The following is a 17,890-nucleotide window of genomic DNA, read 5'->3' on the forward strand; positions in this document are numbered from 1 at the left end:
GACCGGATCGGTCCCGGCCCCTCCGGTGAACGGTCCCGCGCTACTTCCCGGCGGTGAGGCGGCCGATGATCGTACGGAACTCCGCCGTCTGGAACGAAAGGTCCTCGGCCGTGTTCGCATAGTCGAGCGTGGCGAGCACGGCGCGCTCGAGATGCAGGTTCAGAAGTCGCTTGGTACTCTCCACGGCCTGCCTCGGCAGCTCCAGAACGCGTTTCGCGCAGGCCAGCGCCTCGCTCAGTGGGTCGGCCACGACGTGGTTCACCAAACCCATCTCGCGAGCCCGTTCGGCGGGGATCTTGGCACCGGTCAGGGCATACTCCTTGGCCAGCATCAGACTGGTGTGCAGCGGCCAGGTGAGCGGACCACCATCAGCCGCCACCAGACCGACCTGCACATGCGGGTCTTTGAGGTAGGCATCCTCGGCGATGTAGGCCATGTCGCTCAACGCCACCAGACTGCAGCCGAGCCCGACCGCCGGACCGTTTACCGCGGCGATCACCGGCACCCGGCAGCGAACCATTCCGAGCACTATCTCGCGGCCGTGCGCGATGGTCTCGGCGCGCAGCTCGGTATCGCGGGACAGTTCGGCGAGATAGGCGAAGTCCCCACCGGCGGAGAACGCCTGACCGGCACCGGTGAGTACTGCGGCCCTGGCCTCGCGGTCGGCACCGAGCTGTGGCCACAGCGCGGCCAGGCCCGAGTGCAGCGCGTTGTTGACGGCGTTGAGCGCGTCGGGTCGGTTGAGCGTGATGATCCGCAGCGGGCCATCGGCCTCGACGCTGATCTCGGTGGGCAGGTCGTACATGTCAGGCTCCTAGGTCGAGGATGCGCGTGGCGATGATGTTCTTCTGGATCTGCGACGTTCCGCCCATGACACTTTGGGCGCGGCTGTAGAGGTAGCTGCCGAACATGTCGTCGTCGGTGCCCGCGACCGCGAGTGCCGCGTGGCCGACGGATTGCTCGACCCAGGTCATCAGCAGCTTGTCGAGCGAACCGTCCGGGCCGTGCACGAGACCGTCGAGCTGCTCGGAGAGCCGGCGCCGAACGTGCAGCCGTAGCATCTCCGATTGAACTGCGGCCCAAGCGAGTTCGCCGGGCACGGGGCCGGCCACTCGGGACTCGAGCTGCCGTACCGTCTTCGCGTAACGAGCAGCGAAACCCAGTGTGGCGGGTTCACGTTCGTGCCCGACCACCGTCATGGCGAGCTTCCAGCCGTCTCCGGGCGCACCGACCATCCGGTCGGCGGGCACCCGGGCACCGTCGAACCGCACCTGGCCGAACTCGCGGGTGACGCCGCTGATCATCCGCAACGGCTGCTGCTGCACCCCTGGCTGATGCATCGAGACGATGAAACCCGAAATGCCCTTGTGCCGAGGAGCGCTCGGATCGGTGCGCGCGAGCAGCAGGCACCAATCGGCGACATCAGAGTAGCTGGTCCAGACCTTGTGCCCGTCCAGGACATAGTCGTCGCCGTCGCGGGTAGCCGTCGTGCGCAGCGAGGCCAGATCCGATCCCGCGTCCGGCTCACTGAAACCCTGACACCAGCGCTGCGAGCCGTCGATCATGCCGGGCAGGAAACGCTGCTGCAGTTCGGGACTCGCGTGTCTGCCCAGCCCGTGCACCAGATACCCGAGACTGGGCCGTTGCGGCGCACCGGCTGTGGTCAGTTCCTCGTCCAGGATGACGTCGTAAACCGGCGGCAGCCCATGACCACCGAATTCCTTCGGCCAGGAGAGTCCGAAGAAGCCCGCGCCGTATAGCGCCCGGTGCCAGTCACCCGCCTTTGCCCAGTACTCGTCGCCGGAGGAGGGAAAGGATGCGGCGTTACCGGCCACCCACTCCCGCAGCCGAGCACGAAACGCTGCTTCCTCGGGCGAATCACGATAGTCCACAGTCGATCTCCTCCAGACGGGTGGCGAACAATTCGGTCGAGGTCAGCACCCGGCGCAGGTACACATGGGCCAGACACTCCCAGGTATTGCCGATGCCGCCGTGTACCTGAATCGAGGTCTCGCACACCGTGCGAGCGGCGCGGGAGGTGTAGACCTTGGCGATCCGCGCGGCGCGCAACGCATCGGCGGGCGGCAGTTCGTCGACCGCCCACGCGGCGTACCGCAATACGCTGATCGCGCCCTCGATCAGCGCCAGGCTCTCGGCGAGCAGATGCGCCACCGCTTGATAGGAGCCGATGGAGTGGCCGTATTGCTCGCGGACTTTGGCGTAGTCCACCGCCAACTGCTGTGCTCCGCGGGCTGCACCGAGCAGATCCGCGGTCGTCATGGTGACGGCCAGCGCCTGCCAGTGGATCAGCTGCTCCAGCGACAGCTCGCCGAGCAGTTCCGGTGGGCCGGTGAGTTCGGCTGTGCCCCTGGTGAGATCGGCACCGGGCAACGCCTGCCCGACCGCGCGGGCGAACAGCTGCCTGTCGTCGATGAGCAACGCCCGATCACGGTCTGCGGTGTCGACCGCGCGTGTGCCCACGCCGATAGTCCATCGACCGTCGACGCCCCCGCGCAGGTCGTCGGCCAAGACCGGTCCCAGGAAGGCGACATCGACCAGGCCGCGCGCGAATTCCTCTGTGACGAGGGCTACTTCGACCCCAGAAGCACCGTCGGACCGCAGGCTTCGCCACCCCGCGGTCTCCACCGCCTTCTCGAGCCGGGCGATCCTGGTCGCATTGTCGAGCTCGGCGACCGAGCTCGGACCGAGTTCGTCGGCCAGCCTCGCGGCGGCCTCACACAGCTGGCGCTGCTCACTGGTCAGTCGGACGTCCATGACGCTCCTCGAGGACTCGTCGGAGCACCTTGCCCGAAGGCAGGCGCGGGATTTCGGGTACGAACACGATGCGACGGGGCCGCTTGTAGGAAGCCAGCCGTTCGCCGACCAGCGTGATCAGCTCGTCGGCGGAGACGCCGTCGAGCACGGCGACCGCGGCCACCACAGCTTCACCGTCGCGTGGGTCGGGGGTCCCGAACACCGCGCAGTCGATAACCTTGGGGTGCCCGTGCAGAATCGCCTCGATCTCGGCGGGTGCGACCTGGAAACCGCGCACCTTGATCATCTCCTTCGCCCGGTCGGTGATCCGTACCCAGCCCTCGGCATCGACGTGCCCGACATCGCCGGTCCGATACCACGCGCCGTCGAATGCCTCCGCGGTCGCCTCGGTCGGCAGATAGCCCGCCATCAACGACCGCGACCGGCATTGGATCTCCCCGGTCTCCCCCGCCCCCACCGGTTTTCCGGTCTCGAGGTCCACCACCCGGATGCGGACTCCGGGAGCCGCCTTACCGACAGAATCCAGCCTCGCTCCGTCGAGCGGATTGCAGGCGATGACCGGTAGCTCGCTGGCACCGTAGGCGGGCAGCCAGCGCACCCCGCTGCGTGCGGTCACCGTTTCAGCGACACTCGCCGTCACCGGAGTGGCGCCCCACATGATGTAGCGCAACGAACTCAGGTCGTAGCGTTCGAGTTCGGGGTGGGACGCGAGGGCGATCGCGATCGGCGCCACGGCCATCTCGATGGTGATGCGGTCATCCTGGATGCAGGACAGCATCGTGTTCAGATCGAAGCGCCGGTGCAACCTCATCCAGGCCCCGGCCCGCAGCGCGGTGAGAATGTTGAGCAAGCCCAGGATGTGCGAGGGCGGGGTCGCGACTTGGATCCGATCGGTGCCGGACAGGCCGAGCACCTCGGTCCACTGCCGCACGGCCACGGCCACCGAATCGTGGGTGTGCCGCACCGCCTTCGGCATCCCCGTGGTGCCGGAGCTGAATACGAGCACCGCCTCGGACGTCGGATCTGATTGGACCGCAGTATGTTTCGCCGGTGTGATCGGGTCGCCCAGGTACCGCATCGGCAGCAACTCGCCGAGCACGGCGCAGTCACCGAGGGCGTGGACAGCACCCGTCACAGCGAGCGCGTGCGCGACCTCGTCCCGCTTCCAGGCGGGGCTGATCAGGGCGACGCAGGCGCCGAGTCGCCACACCGCGAGGACCGCGACGACGAACTCGGGCCGGTTGGACGACATGAGCGCCACCCGCTGTCCCACCAGCACCCCGCGGCCTGCCAGCTCGTCGGCCAATCCGGCGGCCAGCTCGTCGAGTTCGACCCTGGTGTAGACCCGCCCCTCGAACACGAGCGCGCTCGGCACAGTGTCAGACATCTTGGAAGGTTCCCGTCTCATGAGAGAGAATACTATTCTCATTTCGATAGAATCTTAATACCAGGAGGAGGTGGACCATGGCGACACTCTCGTCATTTCTGCGCGCGACAGTGACCAGGGTCGTGACCGAGAGCGCGGACGCGCGGACATTCGTGCTCGACCCGCACGACGGGCCACTGCACTACCGAGCCGGACAGTTCTGCACCTTCCGGGTCACCGTGGGCGGCACCGTGCGCTTTCGGTCCTACTCGATGTCGAGCGCACCGGAGACCGACGGCGAGATCATGACCACGGTCAAACGCGTGCCCGGCGGCGCCGTGTCCAACTGGATGCTCGACACCCTCACCGCGGGCGACGAGGTGGAGCTGTCCAAAGCCGCGGGCCGTTTCTGCCTGCGCGACTCCGACGTCCCAGTACTAGGCTTCAGCGGTGGCAGCGGCATCACGCCGATCCTGTCCCTCACCAAAGCAGCGCTGGCGGGAACCACCCGCCGGGTCCGGCTCCTGTGCGCGGACCGCGACCGAGCGTCCATGCTGTTCGACGACGCGCTCACCGGTCTCGTCGCCCGCTATCCGGAGCGACTCCGGGTGGTCAGGCACCTCGACAGCGAGCGCGGGTATCTCGACCGCGCGGCCGTCCGTGCGTTCGTGGACGCCGATGCGCACGGCGACCACTACGTCTGCGGACCCGAGGCATTCATGGACCTGGTGGAACAGTCGCTCCCCGGCCCTGGCCTCGTATTCAGCGAGCGGTTCGGCACGCCCGCGAACCCGACGGCCCCACCCGCGGACAGCTCGGCATCAGCGAACGTCGTCGATCACGGGGCGGATTCCGACGGCACGGTCACGGTGATCCTGAACGGCAAGAAGAAGTCTGTGCCCCGGAAGGCCGGTGAGACGCTGCTGGAGAGCGCCCGACGCGGCGGCCTCGCCCCGCCGTTCTCCTGCGAGCAGGGAAATTGCGCAACCTGCCTGGCGAAAGTGACCTCGGGCCACGCGACTATGCGGCACAACAACGCTTTGACCGACGACGAGGTCGCCGAGGGCTATGTGCTGACCTGCCAGGCTGTCCCGGACTCCGACGGCGCCATCGTCGAATACGAGTGAACTCGGCGACCGCACCCCATCAGGCTCCGACGGGGTGCGGCCGTCAGCGCAGCCGACGCGCCAGGTCGGCGACCATCTCCCTGGTTCGCCGCTTGGAGGCGACCAGCGCGTCTCGATCGTCCCCGATCGGAAGCAGCCGCACCGAGATATCGGTGGCACCGGCATCGGCGTACCTGCGAAGTCCCGCCGCAATGGCCTCCTCGTCCCCCGCGATACACAGATCCCCGATCGTGCGTGCGTCGCCTTGTTCGAGCAGCCGCTGATAATTGGGCGAGACCTCCGCTTCGCCGAGAATTCGGTTCGCCCGCGCCCGCGCCTCGTCCACCTGCCCTGCCGAGCACAGACATACCGGCAACCCGACAACCACGCGCGGCGCAGACCTGCCCGCGTCGGCGGCCGCCTTGTTGATCTTCGGCACCACATGCTCGGCGACGGCGCGTTCGTCCGCCATCCAGAGCACGGTGCCGTCGGCCCGCTCCCCGGCGATTCGCAGCATCACCGGACCCAGCGCGGCGACCAAAACCGGAACCGGGGCGACCGGGCCGAGATCGAGTGGATTGTGCACCGTGAAGGTGCTGTTCTCCACGTCCACCGAGCCGGTGCCCGCGAGTCCGGCGGCCAGTACCTCGAGATAGTCGCGGGTGTAGGCCGCCGGCTTCTCGTACGGCAGACCGAGCATGTCGCGGATGATCCAGTGATGCGACGGCCCGACACCGAGCGCGAGCCTGCCGCCTGCCGCCGCGTGCGCCGAGAGCGCCTGTCGCGCCAGCGCGATCGGATGCTGAGCCTGCAGCGGTACCACGGCGGTGCCCAGTTCGATCCGCGAGGTGGCCAGTCCCATCGCCGTCACGGTGACGAGCGCGTCGAAGTCGTTGGGTACCTGCGGAATCCAAGCGGTATCGAGCCCTGCCGACTCTGCCCACGCGATGTCTCGCAGCATGCGTTCGAGCTTGCGGCCCGAATCGCCCTTCTCCGGGCCGATCATCACGCCGATGCGCACGGTTCCTCCAAGTAATTCGAAGTCGGATTCGGATATGCTACTTGCGTGGGATGAGAACGCCAATACCATCCTGCGAGAATGACATATTGCCGCCCGGGCGGCACGTGAGGAGCACCATGCCCGACCAGGACCACCCGCTGCGCGATCGCACCGTCCTCATTTCCGGAGCCAGCCGGGGTATCGGCGCGGCGATCGCCGTAGCCGCCGCCGAGCAGGGCGCCAATATCGTCCTGCTGGCCAAGACGTCCGAACCACATCCCCGGCTCCCCGGCACCGTGCATACCGTCGCCGACGCGGTCGAGGCCGCGGGTGGCCGGGCCGCCGCGGCCGTCGGCGACGTACGCAAGGAGGACGACGTCGCGCGGGCCGTGGCGATCGCGATCGAGCGGTTCGGCGGGATCGACGTGTGCGTCAACAACGCAGGCGCCATCGCCACCGATCCCACCGAGAAACTCGGTGCCAAACGCTTCGACCTGATGCAGGACATCAACATTCGCGGGACGTTCCTGCTCACCGCAGCGTGCGTGCCGCACCTGCGCGACTCCCCCAACCCGCATGTGCTCACCATCTCGCCACCGATCAACCTCGATCCCCGCTGGCTCGGCGCCCATCCGGCCTACACCCAGTCCAAATACGGGATGACCATGCTCAGCCAGGGCTGGGCAGCCGAATTCGCCGATGCCGGAATCGGATTCAACTGTCTGTGGCCACAGACCTACATCGCCACCTCAGCCGTCGCCGCCCTGCTCGACGGCGACAACCAACTCGCGACTGCGCGCAGCCCCCGGATCATGGCCGACGCGGCCGTCGCGATCACCGCCCAGCCGGCCCGCAGGGTGACCGGCAATTGCTTCCTCGACGCGGACGCCGTCTCGAGGTTCGCCGGGATCGACGACCTCTCCCGGTACGGCGGTGGCGACAACCCGACCCGGGACCTCTTCCTGGACTGACCCGCCCGCTGCCCCACTCACCTTCCGAGACAAGGACCGACCGCCATGGCCTACGTCATTACGCAGCGGTGCTGCAACGACGCCAGCTGCATCTCCGAATGCCCGGTCGACTGCATCCGACCGATACCCGGTCAGCCGGAGTTCGACACCGCCGAGATGCTGCATATCGATCCCGAAACCTGTATCGACTGCGGCGCGTGCGTCGATGCCTGTCCTGTGGGCGCCGTGTTCTCCATCGAAGATCTCAGCGCTTCCCTGCAACGCTATAGCGACATCAACGCCGACTATTTCCAGCGCCACCCGCTCGAGCCGGAGTTCGCCGCGCCAGTCGTGACGCCGCGCATCCCGAAAGAACTCGGCACCTTGCGGGTGGCGATCGTCGGTGCGGGCCCCGCTGCTTGCTACGCGGCGGACGCATTACTGCGCCGCGGTGACACCCAGGTGGAGCTGTTCGACCGGCTGCCGACGCCATGGGGTCTAGTGCGCGCGGGAGTGGCACCGGATCACGCGGAGACCAAGTCGGTGACATCGATGTTCGAGACCGCGTTCCGTCGCGACACCCTGCAGTACTACCTGAATGTCGAAATCGGCAACCACCTCACCCACGACGAGCTACTGCGCCATCACCACGCGGTGATCTACGCGGTGGGCGCCTCAGCCGACCGGCGCATGGACATCCCCGGCGAGGATCTGCCGGGCAGTCATTCGGCGACGGAGTTCGTGGCCTGGTACAACGGGCACCCTGACTTCGCTGACCGAGACTTCGATCTGTCCGGCGAGCGCGCAGTCATCGTCGGCAACGGCAACGTGGCACTGGACGTCGCTCGCGTACTCACCATGGATCCGGACGAGCTGGCCCGCACCGACATCGCCGATCACGCGCTGAATGCCCTGCGCGACAGCAGAATTCGCGAGGTAGTCGTCCTGGGCCGGCGCGGGCCTCTTCAGGCGGCGTATACCTCGCCGGAGTTCCTCGCCCTCGGGCACCTCGACGGCGTGGACGTGGTCGTGGAGTCGGCGGACATCGAACTCGACGACATCGGCAGCGCCGTATTGGCGGACCCGGCCATCGAGCCGTCCGTTCGGCTGAAATACACGCTCGCTCAGGAATTCGCCTCGGCACCACGGCGACCGGGCAACAAACGGATCGTCTTCCGATTTCTCGTCTCGCCGACCCAGGTACTCGGGGAGCAGCGCGTCACCGGCCTGCGATTCGCGCACAACGTACTCACCGACTCAGATGGTCGGGTCAGCGCCGAAGCTACCGAGCGCACGGGCGATATCGCCGCGGGGCTGGTGCTGCGGTCGGTCGGCTACCGGGGTGAGCCGGTCCCGGCACTGCCATTCGACGAGCAACGAGGTGTGGTCCCGAATCATGAAGGTCGGGTGATCGACACCGCCGGTGCGCCGGTCACCGGGGTCTACGTCAGCGGCTGGATCAAACGTGGTGCGCGAGGGGTGATCGGATCGAATCGAGTCGATGCGGAGGAGACGGTGGAACACCTGATAGCCGACTACGTCGAGGGCGAACTGGCCACGCCACCGGCGGGCCGAGACGCCCTACGCGAGCTGGTCGCATCGCGCCAGCCCCAGGTGGTGGACCGAATCGGGTGGAAGGCCATCGACACCGCCGAGAAGGCGGCCAGCGATTCCACCGGTCGCCCGCGGGTCAAACTCACCACCCACGACGAACTGACCGCCGCGGCACAGGGGATCGATCTCGTGGTGCGCTGAGCACGTCTCGCTGCGAGCGCACAGAGCCGTCGACACCGGAGCGGCGGCGGACACCCGAAAGGTTCGCCGCCGCTCCTGGATTGCTCAGAGCTGAGCCCAGACCGACTTCGTCTTCATATACGCCTCGACGCCTTCGCGTCCGAACTCGTGGCCCCAACCGGACTGCTTGTAGCCGCCGAAGGGCACCCCGTGGTCGAATACCAACTGGCAGTTCAGTGTCACCGTCCCGGCCTGCAACCGCTTCGCGAGTCGGTGCCCACGGCTGAGGTTGGTTGTCCACACGGTGGCGGCCAGGCCGTAGGAGGTGTCATTGGCCATCGCGATCGCCTCGTCCTCGTCGTCGAACGGCAGCACGGTCACGACCGGGCCGAAGATTTCCTCCCGGTAGAGTCTGCTGGTCGCGGGATCCACATTGGTGAGCACCGTGGGGTGGACGAAGTACCCGCTACGGTCGAGACGGTGCCCGCCGGTGACGACCTCGGCACCGTCGGACTTGCCCTCGTCGAGGTAGCCCATCACCCGCGTCAGCTGTTTGGCGCTGATCAGCGGGCCGATCATGGTTCCTTCTTCCTTCGGCCCACCGAGCTTGAGGTTGTTGGCCACCGTCGCGATGCCCTCCACGACCCGCTCGTACACGCCACGCTGCACGAAGATCCGGGAGCCGCAGACGCAGCCCTGCCCGGAGTGCACGAAGATTCCCATCGACGCCATCATCACTGCCATGTCCAGGTCGGCGTCGTCGAAGATCAGCACCGGCGACTTGCCGCCGAGTTCGAGCATAACCTTCTTGAGGTTGCCCGCGGAGGCCGCCACGATCTGTTTGCCGACCTCGGTGGAACCGGTGAACGCCACCTTGTCGACGTCCGGGTGGGAGGTGATCGCGGCACCCGCGGTGTGTCCGTAGCCGGTCAGCAAGTTCACGACGCCTTCCGGCACGCCGGCCTCGGCGATGAGCCGCGCAAGCAGCAGCGCCGACAGCGGTGTCTCCTCGGCGGGTTTCACCACGGTGCTGCACCCGGCGGCGAGCGCGGGGGCCAGCTTGGCACAGGCGTTGAACACCGGCCCGTTCCACGGGAAGATCAGGCCGACTACCCCGTAGGGCTCCTTGAGGGTGTAGGCGTGCATATCGGCGTAAGCGCCGGAGACGCCGCCGGTCATCTGCACCTCGTACGCCGAGCCGTTGAGTTTGGTACACCAACCCGCGTAGTAGCGGAAGAACTCGGCGCACGTTGGAATGATCATCTTCGCCTGCACGAGTGGCATTCCCGTATTGAGCGAGTCCAACTCGGCGAGCTCATCCGTGTGCGCGTCCATAAGGTCCGCGATCCGCCACATGATCTTGGCGCGCTCCCGCCCGGGAAGACCCTGCCAGACACCCGACTCGAACGAGGCCCTCGCCCGGGCCACCGCCTCGTCGACAGCCTCGGGTCCACAGTCGGTGAACTCGGTGATCTGCTCTTCGGTCACCGGGTCGATGATCGGGATGACCTCGCCTTTTCCGGGTCGTTCACGGATTTCGTCCAGAATAGATTGCAGCGTCATCGCGCATCCCCTTCAAGCGTCAAGGTCTTCATGCCTACCAGTCCTCGACCTGCTTAGCACCGGAGTCGACCAGCGGTCAAGAGTTTCATTCCAATTTACGGCAATGTCATTCTCGCATACGAGAACGTAGAATTTGCCCGATCAGTCCGGTCTCTCGCCGCCGCCTCCTAGCCGCAAAGCTTCGGCAACTTCGCCGCGCGTCGGACGCAGTTGTAGTAGGACTGCGGATAGCGCTTCGATCTCTCGGAATGGACACCTCGTGAATGTTGCCCAGGACGCCGGTCTGGTCACCAACTGGTGGACCTACGCACATCAACACCCGTTGCGATATCGGTTGGCAGTCCTGGCCACCAACGCACGCGACGTGGTCGAGCACGCCGGCGGCTGGTTGTTCGACCGCTCGATGGCCGGATGGGACGTGAACGTCGTCCTGGCCGATGTCACCGACCTGGCGCCCCTGCAGATCCTCGGCGTGACCGTACTCGAGCTCGAGGGACCCCTCGCGGTTCCGGTCCACCACACCTGGCCCGACGCCCTGGCGGTCGCACCCGATCTACTGCTGTCCGACAGCCGAGTACGCGACGGCGTCCTCAACTGCCTCGAGAACGATCTGATCGAAGTCGTCGTGTGGGGCAACCCGCTCCCTGCGGAATTCGAGTGTCGGGTCGACGGCATGGACCATCGCCTCAGTGCCGCGGCGCACGCGTTCAAATCACGCGCGCTGGCCGCGACCGACGCCACACCCCAACCTGTACCTCTGATCGAAGGTTTCCGCTGCAACGCCAGATCCCTGGCAGCAGCCGGCCGCGAGGTGAATCTGTCACACAGACGGTGAATGCGGGGTCGCGTTCCGTTCCAGCCATTGGGTGAGCGAGCGACCCGCGTCCAGCACATGCCGCTCGCCGATCTCGCGGGCCACCAGGGCGTCACGCTCGGCCAATGCGTCGATGAGCTGGTCATGATCGTCGAGCGAGTGTTGCTCGTGTTCGGGAAACAGCCGCAGGAAATTCGACGGGACCACCCGGACCGCCTGCTTGATCTGGGTCAGCAATCGCGGTGAGTGCGCGGCCCGATGGACTTCCTGGTGAAACCGCCAGTTGGCCTCACCGATGGAGTCGTCACCGGATCGCGAGGCGACCTCGGCGGCGAGTTCGCGCAACTGCTGCAGCTCAGGACTGCTGGCCCGCTGCGCGGCCCAGGCAGCGGCCTGCCCGGTGAGGACTCCGAGGATGGTGAAGCTGTCCATGATGTCGGCGGGGCTGATCCCGATCACCGTGATCCCGCTGCGTGGCGCAACCCTGACCAGTCCTTCGTAGGACAGCTCCAGCAATGCCTCGCGCACGGGAGTGCGACTGGTGGCGAACTCGTCGGTGATCACGTCCAGGTCGATGCGCGCGCCCGCGGGCAACGCCCCAGTAAGGATGCGATCGCGCAGTTCGCGTGCCGCCCGTTCGCGAACGGTGCCCGCGACGTCGACCGAGTTGGTTGCCATCGGGGAAGCTTAGCAGGCTAGAGGTACCAGGTTTGAAATCTGATATGCCAGATGCTAGATTCCAATCATGGCGATGAGGAACAGCGACCGAATGACGTTGGTCGCATTCATGCAAGCGGGCAACACCTCGGTCTACTCGGGTTCCTGGCGACACCCGGCCACCGAGCACGGATATCTCGACGCGTCGTACTACGCGAAAGTCGGGCGGCAACTGGAGGATGGCTGCTTCGACCTGATGTTCTTCGACGACCGACTGGCCATGCCCGGCATCTATGGCGGCTCCGTCGCCGAGGCAGTGCGCCACGGCGCCCGGCCGGTGAAGCTCGACTTGGGGGTAGTCCTGGGCGTCCTCGCGCAGGCCACCTCACGCATCGGTCTCGGCGCGACCTACTCCACGACGTATTACGCGCCGTTCCATGTCGCGCGCACATTCGCCACCCTCGATCACCTGTCCGCAGGCCGGGCCGCCTGGAACGTGGTGACCTCGGTCAACGACAGCGAGGCACAGAACTTCGGGATGGACGCCCACCTCGGGCACGACGAACGCTACGACCGCGCCGACGAATTCCTCGATGTGGTCAGCGGCCTCTGGGACACCTGGGACGACGACGCCATCCTGCACGACCGCGCTGCCGGCCTGTTCGCCGATCCTGACAAGGTGCACGAACTGCGCCACTCGGGCCGCTTCTTCTCCGCCCGCGGACCGTTGACAGTACCGCGGACCCCCCAGGGCAGACCGGTGATCATTCAGGCAGGCTCCTCCGGCCGAGGACGCGAATTCGCCTCGCGCTGGGCGGAATTGATCTTCACCGGCGACCCCGGCCTGGAAGTGGCCCGCAATCACTACGCCGACCAGAAGGCCCGCATCTCCGACGCCGGCCGCGATCCAGCCTCGGTCCGCATCTGCCCCATGGCCTACGCGGTCGTCGGCGAATCCGAGCAGCACGCCAAGGAGCGTGAAGCGATGCTGCTCGAGGACCTGGTGCATCCGATGGCGTCGCTGACATTGCTCTCGGAGTTGATGAACTACGACTTTGCACAGCACGATCTCGACGACCCGGTCACCGACGAACTGATCGCCTCGGTGTCGGGTATCCGCGGTCTGGTCCAGAACCTTCGCACCCACATCGGCGGAAACGTCACGGTACGGGACCTGGCAGGCCACCGCGCCACCCTGCTACAGGGTCCGCGGTTCGTCGGCACCGGCGACCAGGTCGCCGACCAGATGGCCGAATGGTTCCACGCCGATGCCTGCGACGGATTCGTCCTGGCCGCCACTCACATGCCCGGCTCCTTCGAGGACGTCGTCAGGATGGTGGTGCCGCGGTTGCAGCAGCGTGGGCTGTTCCGCACGGCCTACGAGGGCACGACGCTGCGCGAGCATCTCGGCCTTTCCCGGCCGTCCGTGGACCACGCCGCGCACACGAGCACCGTGGTGTGACATGAGCCGAGCCATGCTCGAGGGCCTACGGGTACTCGACTTCGCCACGCTCGCGGCGGCGCCCCTGGCCGCCACCTATCTCGGTGAGTTCGGTGCCGAGGTGATCAAGATCGAGCAGCCCAACGGTGGTGATCCGATCCGTACCTGGGGCGCGCAGCGCAACGATGTGGGCCTGATGTGGAAGTCGGTGTCGCGCAACAAGCGTTCGGTCACCCTGGATCTGCGCGTCGCCGAGGGCCAGGAGCTGCTACGCCGGCTCGCGGCGACAGCGGATGTAGTCGTGACCAACACCAGGCCACAGACATTGCGAAAATGGGGCCTGGACTACGCGAGCCTGCGCGCGGTCAACGAGCAAATGGTGATGTTGCACATCACCGGCTTCGGGTTGACCGGCCCCAAGAGCGAACGCCCCGGTTTCGGCACGCTGGGTGAGGCGATGAGCGGATTCGCCCACATCACCGGCGAGGCGCACGGTCCACCGACACTGCCGCCTTTCATGTTGGCCGACGGTGTCGCTTCCCTCAATGCCGCCTACGCCGTGATGATGGCGCTCTACCACCGCGATGTGCACGGCGGCCCCGGCCAGCTGATCGACATCAACCTGGTCGACCCCCTCACCCGACTGCTCGAACAGACGCTGCTCAGCTACGACCAGCTCGGCACCGTCGCTCAGCGGGCGGGCAACCGCTGGGACATCTCTGCCCCCCGCAACACCTATCGCACCGCCGACGACAAGTGGCTGGCCATGTCGGGCAGCTCGCCCGCGCTTGCGCTGCGCGTCTTCCGCGCGATCGGCCGCAACGATCTGATCTCCGACGCCGAGTTCTCCGATCCGCAGCGCCGTCTGGCGCGGGCTGCCGAAGTCGACGACGTTGTCGCGGCGTGGGTGTCGAAGCAGACCCTCGCCGAGGCGATGGCGGTGTTCGACGCAGAACAGGTCGCCGCGGCCCCTGTCTACGACATCACCGACCTGCTCCAGGACGAGCAGCTGCGCCACCGCGAGGTGTTCGTCCCGGTCGCCGACGACGACCTGGGCACGATGACGGTGCAGGCACCAGTGCCTCGCTTCTCCGAGGCGCAGGGCCGCGTGTCCCACCTCGGCCCCCGCCTCGGCGAGCACAACGCAGAGGTCTACGGCCGGCTACTCGGCCTGAGCGACAACGACATCGATGACCTGCACAGCCGCGGCGTGCTGTGAACTTCCGACCACAGAAGGACTTTCGACGATGACCCTGCTGATCCGGCGCTCCGAGCTCGCTCTGCCCGCATGCAACGACCACATGTTCGCCAAAGCCCTTGCCAGCGGCGCAGATCTGGTGTTTCTCGATCTCGAAGACGCAACCCCGGACGCCCTCAAAGAGCAGTCGCGGGAGAAGGTGATCGCCGCACTGACCGCGATGGACTGGGGAAACACCGTCCCCGCGATCCGGATCAACGGGCTCGACACCCGCTGGTGCCACGACGACATCATCGAAGTAGTCACCCACGCCGGGTCGCACCTGCACACGATCGTGGTCCCCAAAGCACGCACCGCGCGCGACGTGTGGTGGGTCGACGTGCTGCTGACACAACTCGAGGAGAAACTCGGCCTGACCCACCGCATTCGTCTCGAGGTGCTGATCGAAGAGGTGGAGGGACTCGCCAACGCCGAAGCGATCGCCGTCGCCAGTTCGCGGGTGGACGCGCTCATCTTCGGTGTCGGCGACTTCTCACTCTCCCAGGGCGCCAGGGTGGACACCAACTTCGAACCACTCGGCGACTACCCCGGTGACTTCTGGCACTACGCCCGCAACAAGGTACTGGTCGCCGCTCGTATCGCGGGCATCGACGCGATCGACGCCCCGTTCCCCGACTACGGCAACCTCACCGGCTACGAACGCGACGCGCGGCGCTCCTCACTGCTCGGCTACACCGGCAAGTGGGCGATCCACCCGAACCAGGTTGCGATCGCCAACACTGTCTATTCCCCCACCCCCGAGGAAATCGCGCTCGCGGAACGCAATATCGCCGCATACCGCGACGCCGAGGCCAACGGCCGCGGTGCCGTCGGCGTCGACGGAGTACTCGTCGACGCCGCCCATATCAAGATGGCTCAGGCGACGCTCGCTCGCGCCGCCGCAATCGACCCGCACCGTCGCGCAGACCGCGCGATACCTGCCCGGAGCTGATCGGCTATGACGCTGTCCGCATCTACGCAAGGATTCACCGAGGTCCCCACCGATCCGCCGTCGCTTCGGCAGGCGTTCGCCACCTTCCCCAGCGCCGTCGTCGCAGTCTGCGCACAGGTCGGCGACACAGCACACGGGATGGCAGTCAGCACCTTTGTCCCCGTCTCCTTGACTCCTCCCATCGTCTCCTTCTGCGTGCAACGAACCTCGCAAACCTGGCCGCCGTTGAGCAGAGCGACCCGACTGGGGTTGAGCCTGCTCGGCGTCGACCAGACCAGCGCCGCCAGGTCCCTCGGAACCAAGCACGGCGATCGCTTCCGAGACCTGACGATGTTTCCAGGGACCGACGGGGCCCTCCTGGTCGGCGGGGCTTCCGCATGGCTGGAGGCGACACCGTCGGCCAGCATTCCCGCCGGGGACCACCTGGTAGTGCTGGTTCACCTCACCCGGGTCGCGGTCGGAACCGAGGCCGAGCCCCTAGTCTTTCACGACAGCCGCTTCCGCCGCCTGCACGACGCAAAATGAGGGACCGGCGGTAGACCGCGCCCTCGCGCTACGACATTCGAAACCAGGCTGAAATCAGCGAAGCGATCAGTCCGGACACGTCCGTGGTGGCTGCGAAACAAACGCCCGCATCGAATATCGACAGGTCCGCCCTAAACTACTGCCGATCAGCTGGTGGGATTTCCTGAAGTTCTCACACGCAGTACGCGCGAGGTGGGCAATGCGGTCGGACCAAGGGTGAGTCGATGACTAACGGCAAGACGCTGCGGGCCTGGTGGAAGGACCCTGTGGACTACCGATGGCTGGTCCGCACCCTCGCGGATCGATCGGCGCTGATCCCGCTGAAGGTGCTGATCGGCTTCGCGGGAGCGGCGATCGCGGTGATGGGCGCGGTGATCGCGGGAACGCCAGTAGGCCCGCCCGGCGACCCCGGCGTCGCTTCGACGATCGGAGTGATGTCCGGGACTTTGTGGGCACTTCGCTGGTGGCTGCTGCCCTGGCCGAACAAGACCGAGTCGCTGGTGCTGATCGCCTGTGCCGATGTGCTGTTCACAATGGAGTTCCTCCAATTGCAAGATCGGCTGTTCGGGGCGATGGGCACAGTGCTGCTCCTTGGCACCGGCAGTTACCTGAGCTTCTTCCACAACGCGCGGGCTCTGGCTGTGCATTCGGCCTGGTCGCTGCTGTCGGTGGTGGTGTTGTCCGTGCGGATCGCCACCGGCGGTGGGGACATCCACCTGGCCCTCGCGGTCGCGCTGCTACTCGCGTCGGTGGTCAGCACGGTTCCTGCATTCCAGTTCCTCTATTGGCTGCTGCGCACCGCATCGCTGTCGGATCCGCTGACCGAACTACTGAACCGCCGGGGTCTCGAGAACCAGCTGCCGCAAATGATGGACCGCAATTCCGCGATCTGTGTCATCTGCTTCGATCTCGACCAGTTCAAGAGCGTCAACGACACCTGGGGTCACCGCATCGGTGACCTCGTCCTGGTGCGGACCGCCCGGCGCTTGCGCGACACCGCCGGGGAGATGGCGGTGGTCGCACGTACCGGCGGGGAGGAGTTCGTGGTGGCCGCTCCGGTCACCACAGCCGCCGCGCGCAGCGAGGCCGAGCGGTTGTGCCAGGTGGTCGCCGAACCGTCGGAGACCGAGGTGGTGGTTACCGCGAGCGTCGGGGTGGCGGTGTTCGACGCGACGGTCTGTCAGCAATGTCCCCGGCCGACTCCGGACCGACTGCTGCAATCCGCCGACGCGGCGATGTACCGGGCCAAACAGTCCGGCGGAAACCTGGTCGTAGTCGACGAACTGACCCCGCCACTGGACCATCACCACCCAACCGCCCCCGGATGACCGATACGAAAAACAACGGGAACACCGAAACCAACACCACCGAACTGCGCGACAGGGGTGGGGACCGCGCATAGTGAGACCGAGATCTGGCCATGCATCACCTCCGACAACCGAGCGAAGGGCGCTCGCGCCGCGACTGCGCGCTGTGCGTGTCGGTCCTGCGGTTCTACGATCGCGACGGGTGACGTGAGATCTCGCCGATCACCCTGATTCCTGATCAGGTTTCTGCTGGCCGTGATTCCCACGGTCGTCGTCACTGCGGCCGCGATGGCCGCCGTGGGAGTCATCGCGACGAGCCAACGCAGTCCGGCTTGTCCGCGAAAGATGGTGGCTGACGTTGCAGAACCCGCGAGCGATCCGGCGTAGGTGCTCGAGGCGCCCGCATAGGTGGGGCGGTTTCGAGATCCGGACACAACGGTGTCCGCGTTCGCGACCGAGTCCA

General features: G+C 66.6%; 16 protein-coding genes. 9 read left to right on the forward strand and 7 right to left on the reverse strand.

The genetic code is table 11. From position 1 onward, the window contains the following. Nucleotides 1-40 precede the first annotated feature (40 nt). The 4 genes from IEY60_RS31775 to IEY60_RS31790 are packed head-to-tail and all read right to left on the reverse strand — an operon-like array spanning nt 41 to nt 4,162. Nucleotides 41-805 carry an enoyl-CoA hydratase/isomerase family protein gene (locus IEY60_RS31775; RefSeq protein ID WP_189034228.1) on the reverse strand — a complete coding sequence of 255 codons (765 nt, stop codon included), beginning with the start codon at nt 803-805 and terminating at the stop codon, nt 41-43. A gap of 1 nt (nt 806) precedes the next feature. Continuing rightward, complete coding sequence (locus tag IEY60_RS31780) at nt 807-1,892, reverse strand: acyl-CoA dehydrogenase family protein (protein WP_189034229.1); 1,086 nt, start codon at nt 1,890-1,892, stop codon at nt 807-809. After that, nucleotides 1,879-2,775, reverse strand: coding sequence for an acyl-CoA dehydrogenase family protein (locus IEY60_RS31785; protein ID WP_189034230.1), 897 nt, complete (start codon nt 2,773-2,775; stop codon nt 1,879-1,881). The genes IEY60_RS31780 and IEY60_RS31785 overlap by 14 nt, the downstream gene beginning before the upstream one ends. After that, complete coding sequence (locus tag IEY60_RS31790; RefSeq protein ID WP_189034231.1) at nt 2,753-4,162, reverse strand: class I adenylate-forming enzyme family protein; 1,410 nt, start codon at nt 4,160-4,162, stop codon at nt 2,753-2,755. Before IEY60_RS31790 ends, IEY60_RS31785 begins: the two co-directional genes overlap by 23 nt. 77 nt (nt 4,163-4,239) lie before the next feature. Here IEY60_RS31790 and IEY60_RS31795 point away from each other — a divergent pair, with 77 nt between their 5' ends. Then, nucleotides 4,240-5,268 (forward strand): ferredoxin--NADP reductase, encoded by a 1,029-nt coding sequence (locus IEY60_RS31795; protein WP_189034232.1) that lies wholly within the window; start codon nt 4,240-4,242, stop codon nt 5,266-5,268. A gap of 43 nt (nt 5,269-5,311) precedes the next feature. On the opposite strand, the gene IEY60_RS31800 is transcribed toward IEY60_RS31795, so the two are convergent. Further along, complete coding sequence (locus IEY60_RS31800; RefSeq protein WP_189034233.1) at nt 5,312-6,268, reverse strand: LLM class F420-dependent oxidoreductase; 957 nt, start codon at nt 6,266-6,268, stop codon at nt 5,312-5,314. A 116-nt stretch (nt 6,269-6,384) separates the two neighbouring features. On the opposite strand from IEY60_RS31800, the gene IEY60_RS31805 reads away from it, so the two are divergent. Next, nucleotides 6,385-7,218, forward strand: coding sequence for an SDR family oxidoreductase (locus tag IEY60_RS31805; protein WP_189034234.1), 834 nt, complete (start codon nt 6,385-6,387; stop codon nt 7,216-7,218). A 45-nt stretch (nt 7,219-7,263) separates the two neighbouring features. Further along, entirely contained in the window at nt 7,264-8,952 is a 1,689-nt protein-coding gene (locus IEY60_RS31810) for an FAD-dependent oxidoreductase (protein WP_189034235.1), read from the forward strand. An 84-nt stretch (nt 8,953-9,036) separates the two neighbouring features. Here the strand turns inward: IEY60_RS31810 and IEY60_RS31815 are convergent, their stop codons facing one another. Next, nucleotides 9,037-10,494: an aldehyde dehydrogenase family protein gene (locus tag IEY60_RS31815; protein WP_189034236.1), complete on the reverse strand. Its 1,458-nt coding sequence runs from the start codon at nt 10,492-10,494 to the stop codon at nt 9,037-9,039. 259 nt (nt 10,495-10,753) lie between these two features. Here IEY60_RS31815 and IEY60_RS31820 point away from each other — a divergent pair, with 259 nt between their 5' ends. Further along, entirely contained in the window at nt 10,754-11,329 is a 576-nt protein-coding gene (locus IEY60_RS31820) for a hypothetical protein (protein WP_189034237.1), read from the forward strand. Here the strand turns inward: IEY60_RS31820 and IEY60_RS31825 are convergent. Beyond that, nucleotides 11,315-11,986: a GntR family transcriptional regulator gene (locus tag IEY60_RS31825; protein WP_189034238.1), complete on the reverse strand. Its 672-nt coding sequence runs from the start codon at nt 11,984-11,986 to the stop codon at nt 11,315-11,317. The genes IEY60_RS31820 and IEY60_RS31825 overlap by 15 nt on opposite strands. Nucleotides 11,987-12,059: 73 nt before the next feature. Between IEY60_RS31825 and IEY60_RS31830 the strand changes: the two genes are divergently transcribed. From IEY60_RS31830 to IEY60_RS31850, 5 genes are all read left to right on the forward strand, one after another. Then, nucleotides 12,060-13,427: an LLM class flavin-dependent oxidoreductase gene (locus IEY60_RS31830; RefSeq protein ID WP_373291794.1), complete on the forward strand. Its 1,368-nt coding sequence runs from the start codon at nt 12,060-12,062 to the stop codon at nt 13,425-13,427. Between the two features lie 13 nt (nt 13,428-13,440). After that, nucleotides 13,441-14,625 carry a CaiB/BaiF CoA transferase family protein gene (locus tag IEY60_RS31835; protein ID WP_189034322.1) on the forward strand — a complete coding sequence of 395 codons (1,185 nt, stop codon included), beginning with the start codon at nt 13,441-13,443 and terminating at the stop codon, nt 14,623-14,625. Between the two features lie 28 nt (nt 14,626-14,653). Then, the gene (locus IEY60_RS31840; RefSeq protein WP_189034240.1) at nt 14,654-15,595 is read left to right on the forward strand and encodes an HpcH/HpaI aldolase/citrate lyase family protein; all 942 of its coding nucleotides are present in this window, start codon (nt 14,654-14,656) and stop codon (nt 15,593-15,595) included. Between the two features lie 6 nt (nt 15,596-15,601). Then, complete coding sequence (locus IEY60_RS31845; protein ID WP_189034241.1) at nt 15,602-16,120, forward strand: flavin reductase family protein; 519 nt, start codon at nt 15,602-15,604, stop codon at nt 16,118-16,120. Nucleotides 16,121-16,344: 224 nt separating this feature from the next. Next, complete coding sequence (locus tag IEY60_RS31850) at nt 16,345-17,448, forward strand: GGDEF domain-containing protein (RefSeq protein WP_189034242.1); 1,104 nt, start codon at nt 16,345-16,347, stop codon at nt 17,446-17,448. The last annotated feature ends 442 nt before the right edge of the window (nt 17,449-17,890 follow it).

The sequence above is a fragment of the Nocardia rhizosphaerihabitans genome, from assembly GCF_014646295.1.
Lineage (GTDB): Bacteria > Actinomycetota > Actinomycetes > Mycobacteriales > Mycobacteriaceae > Nocardia > Nocardia rhizosphaerihabitans.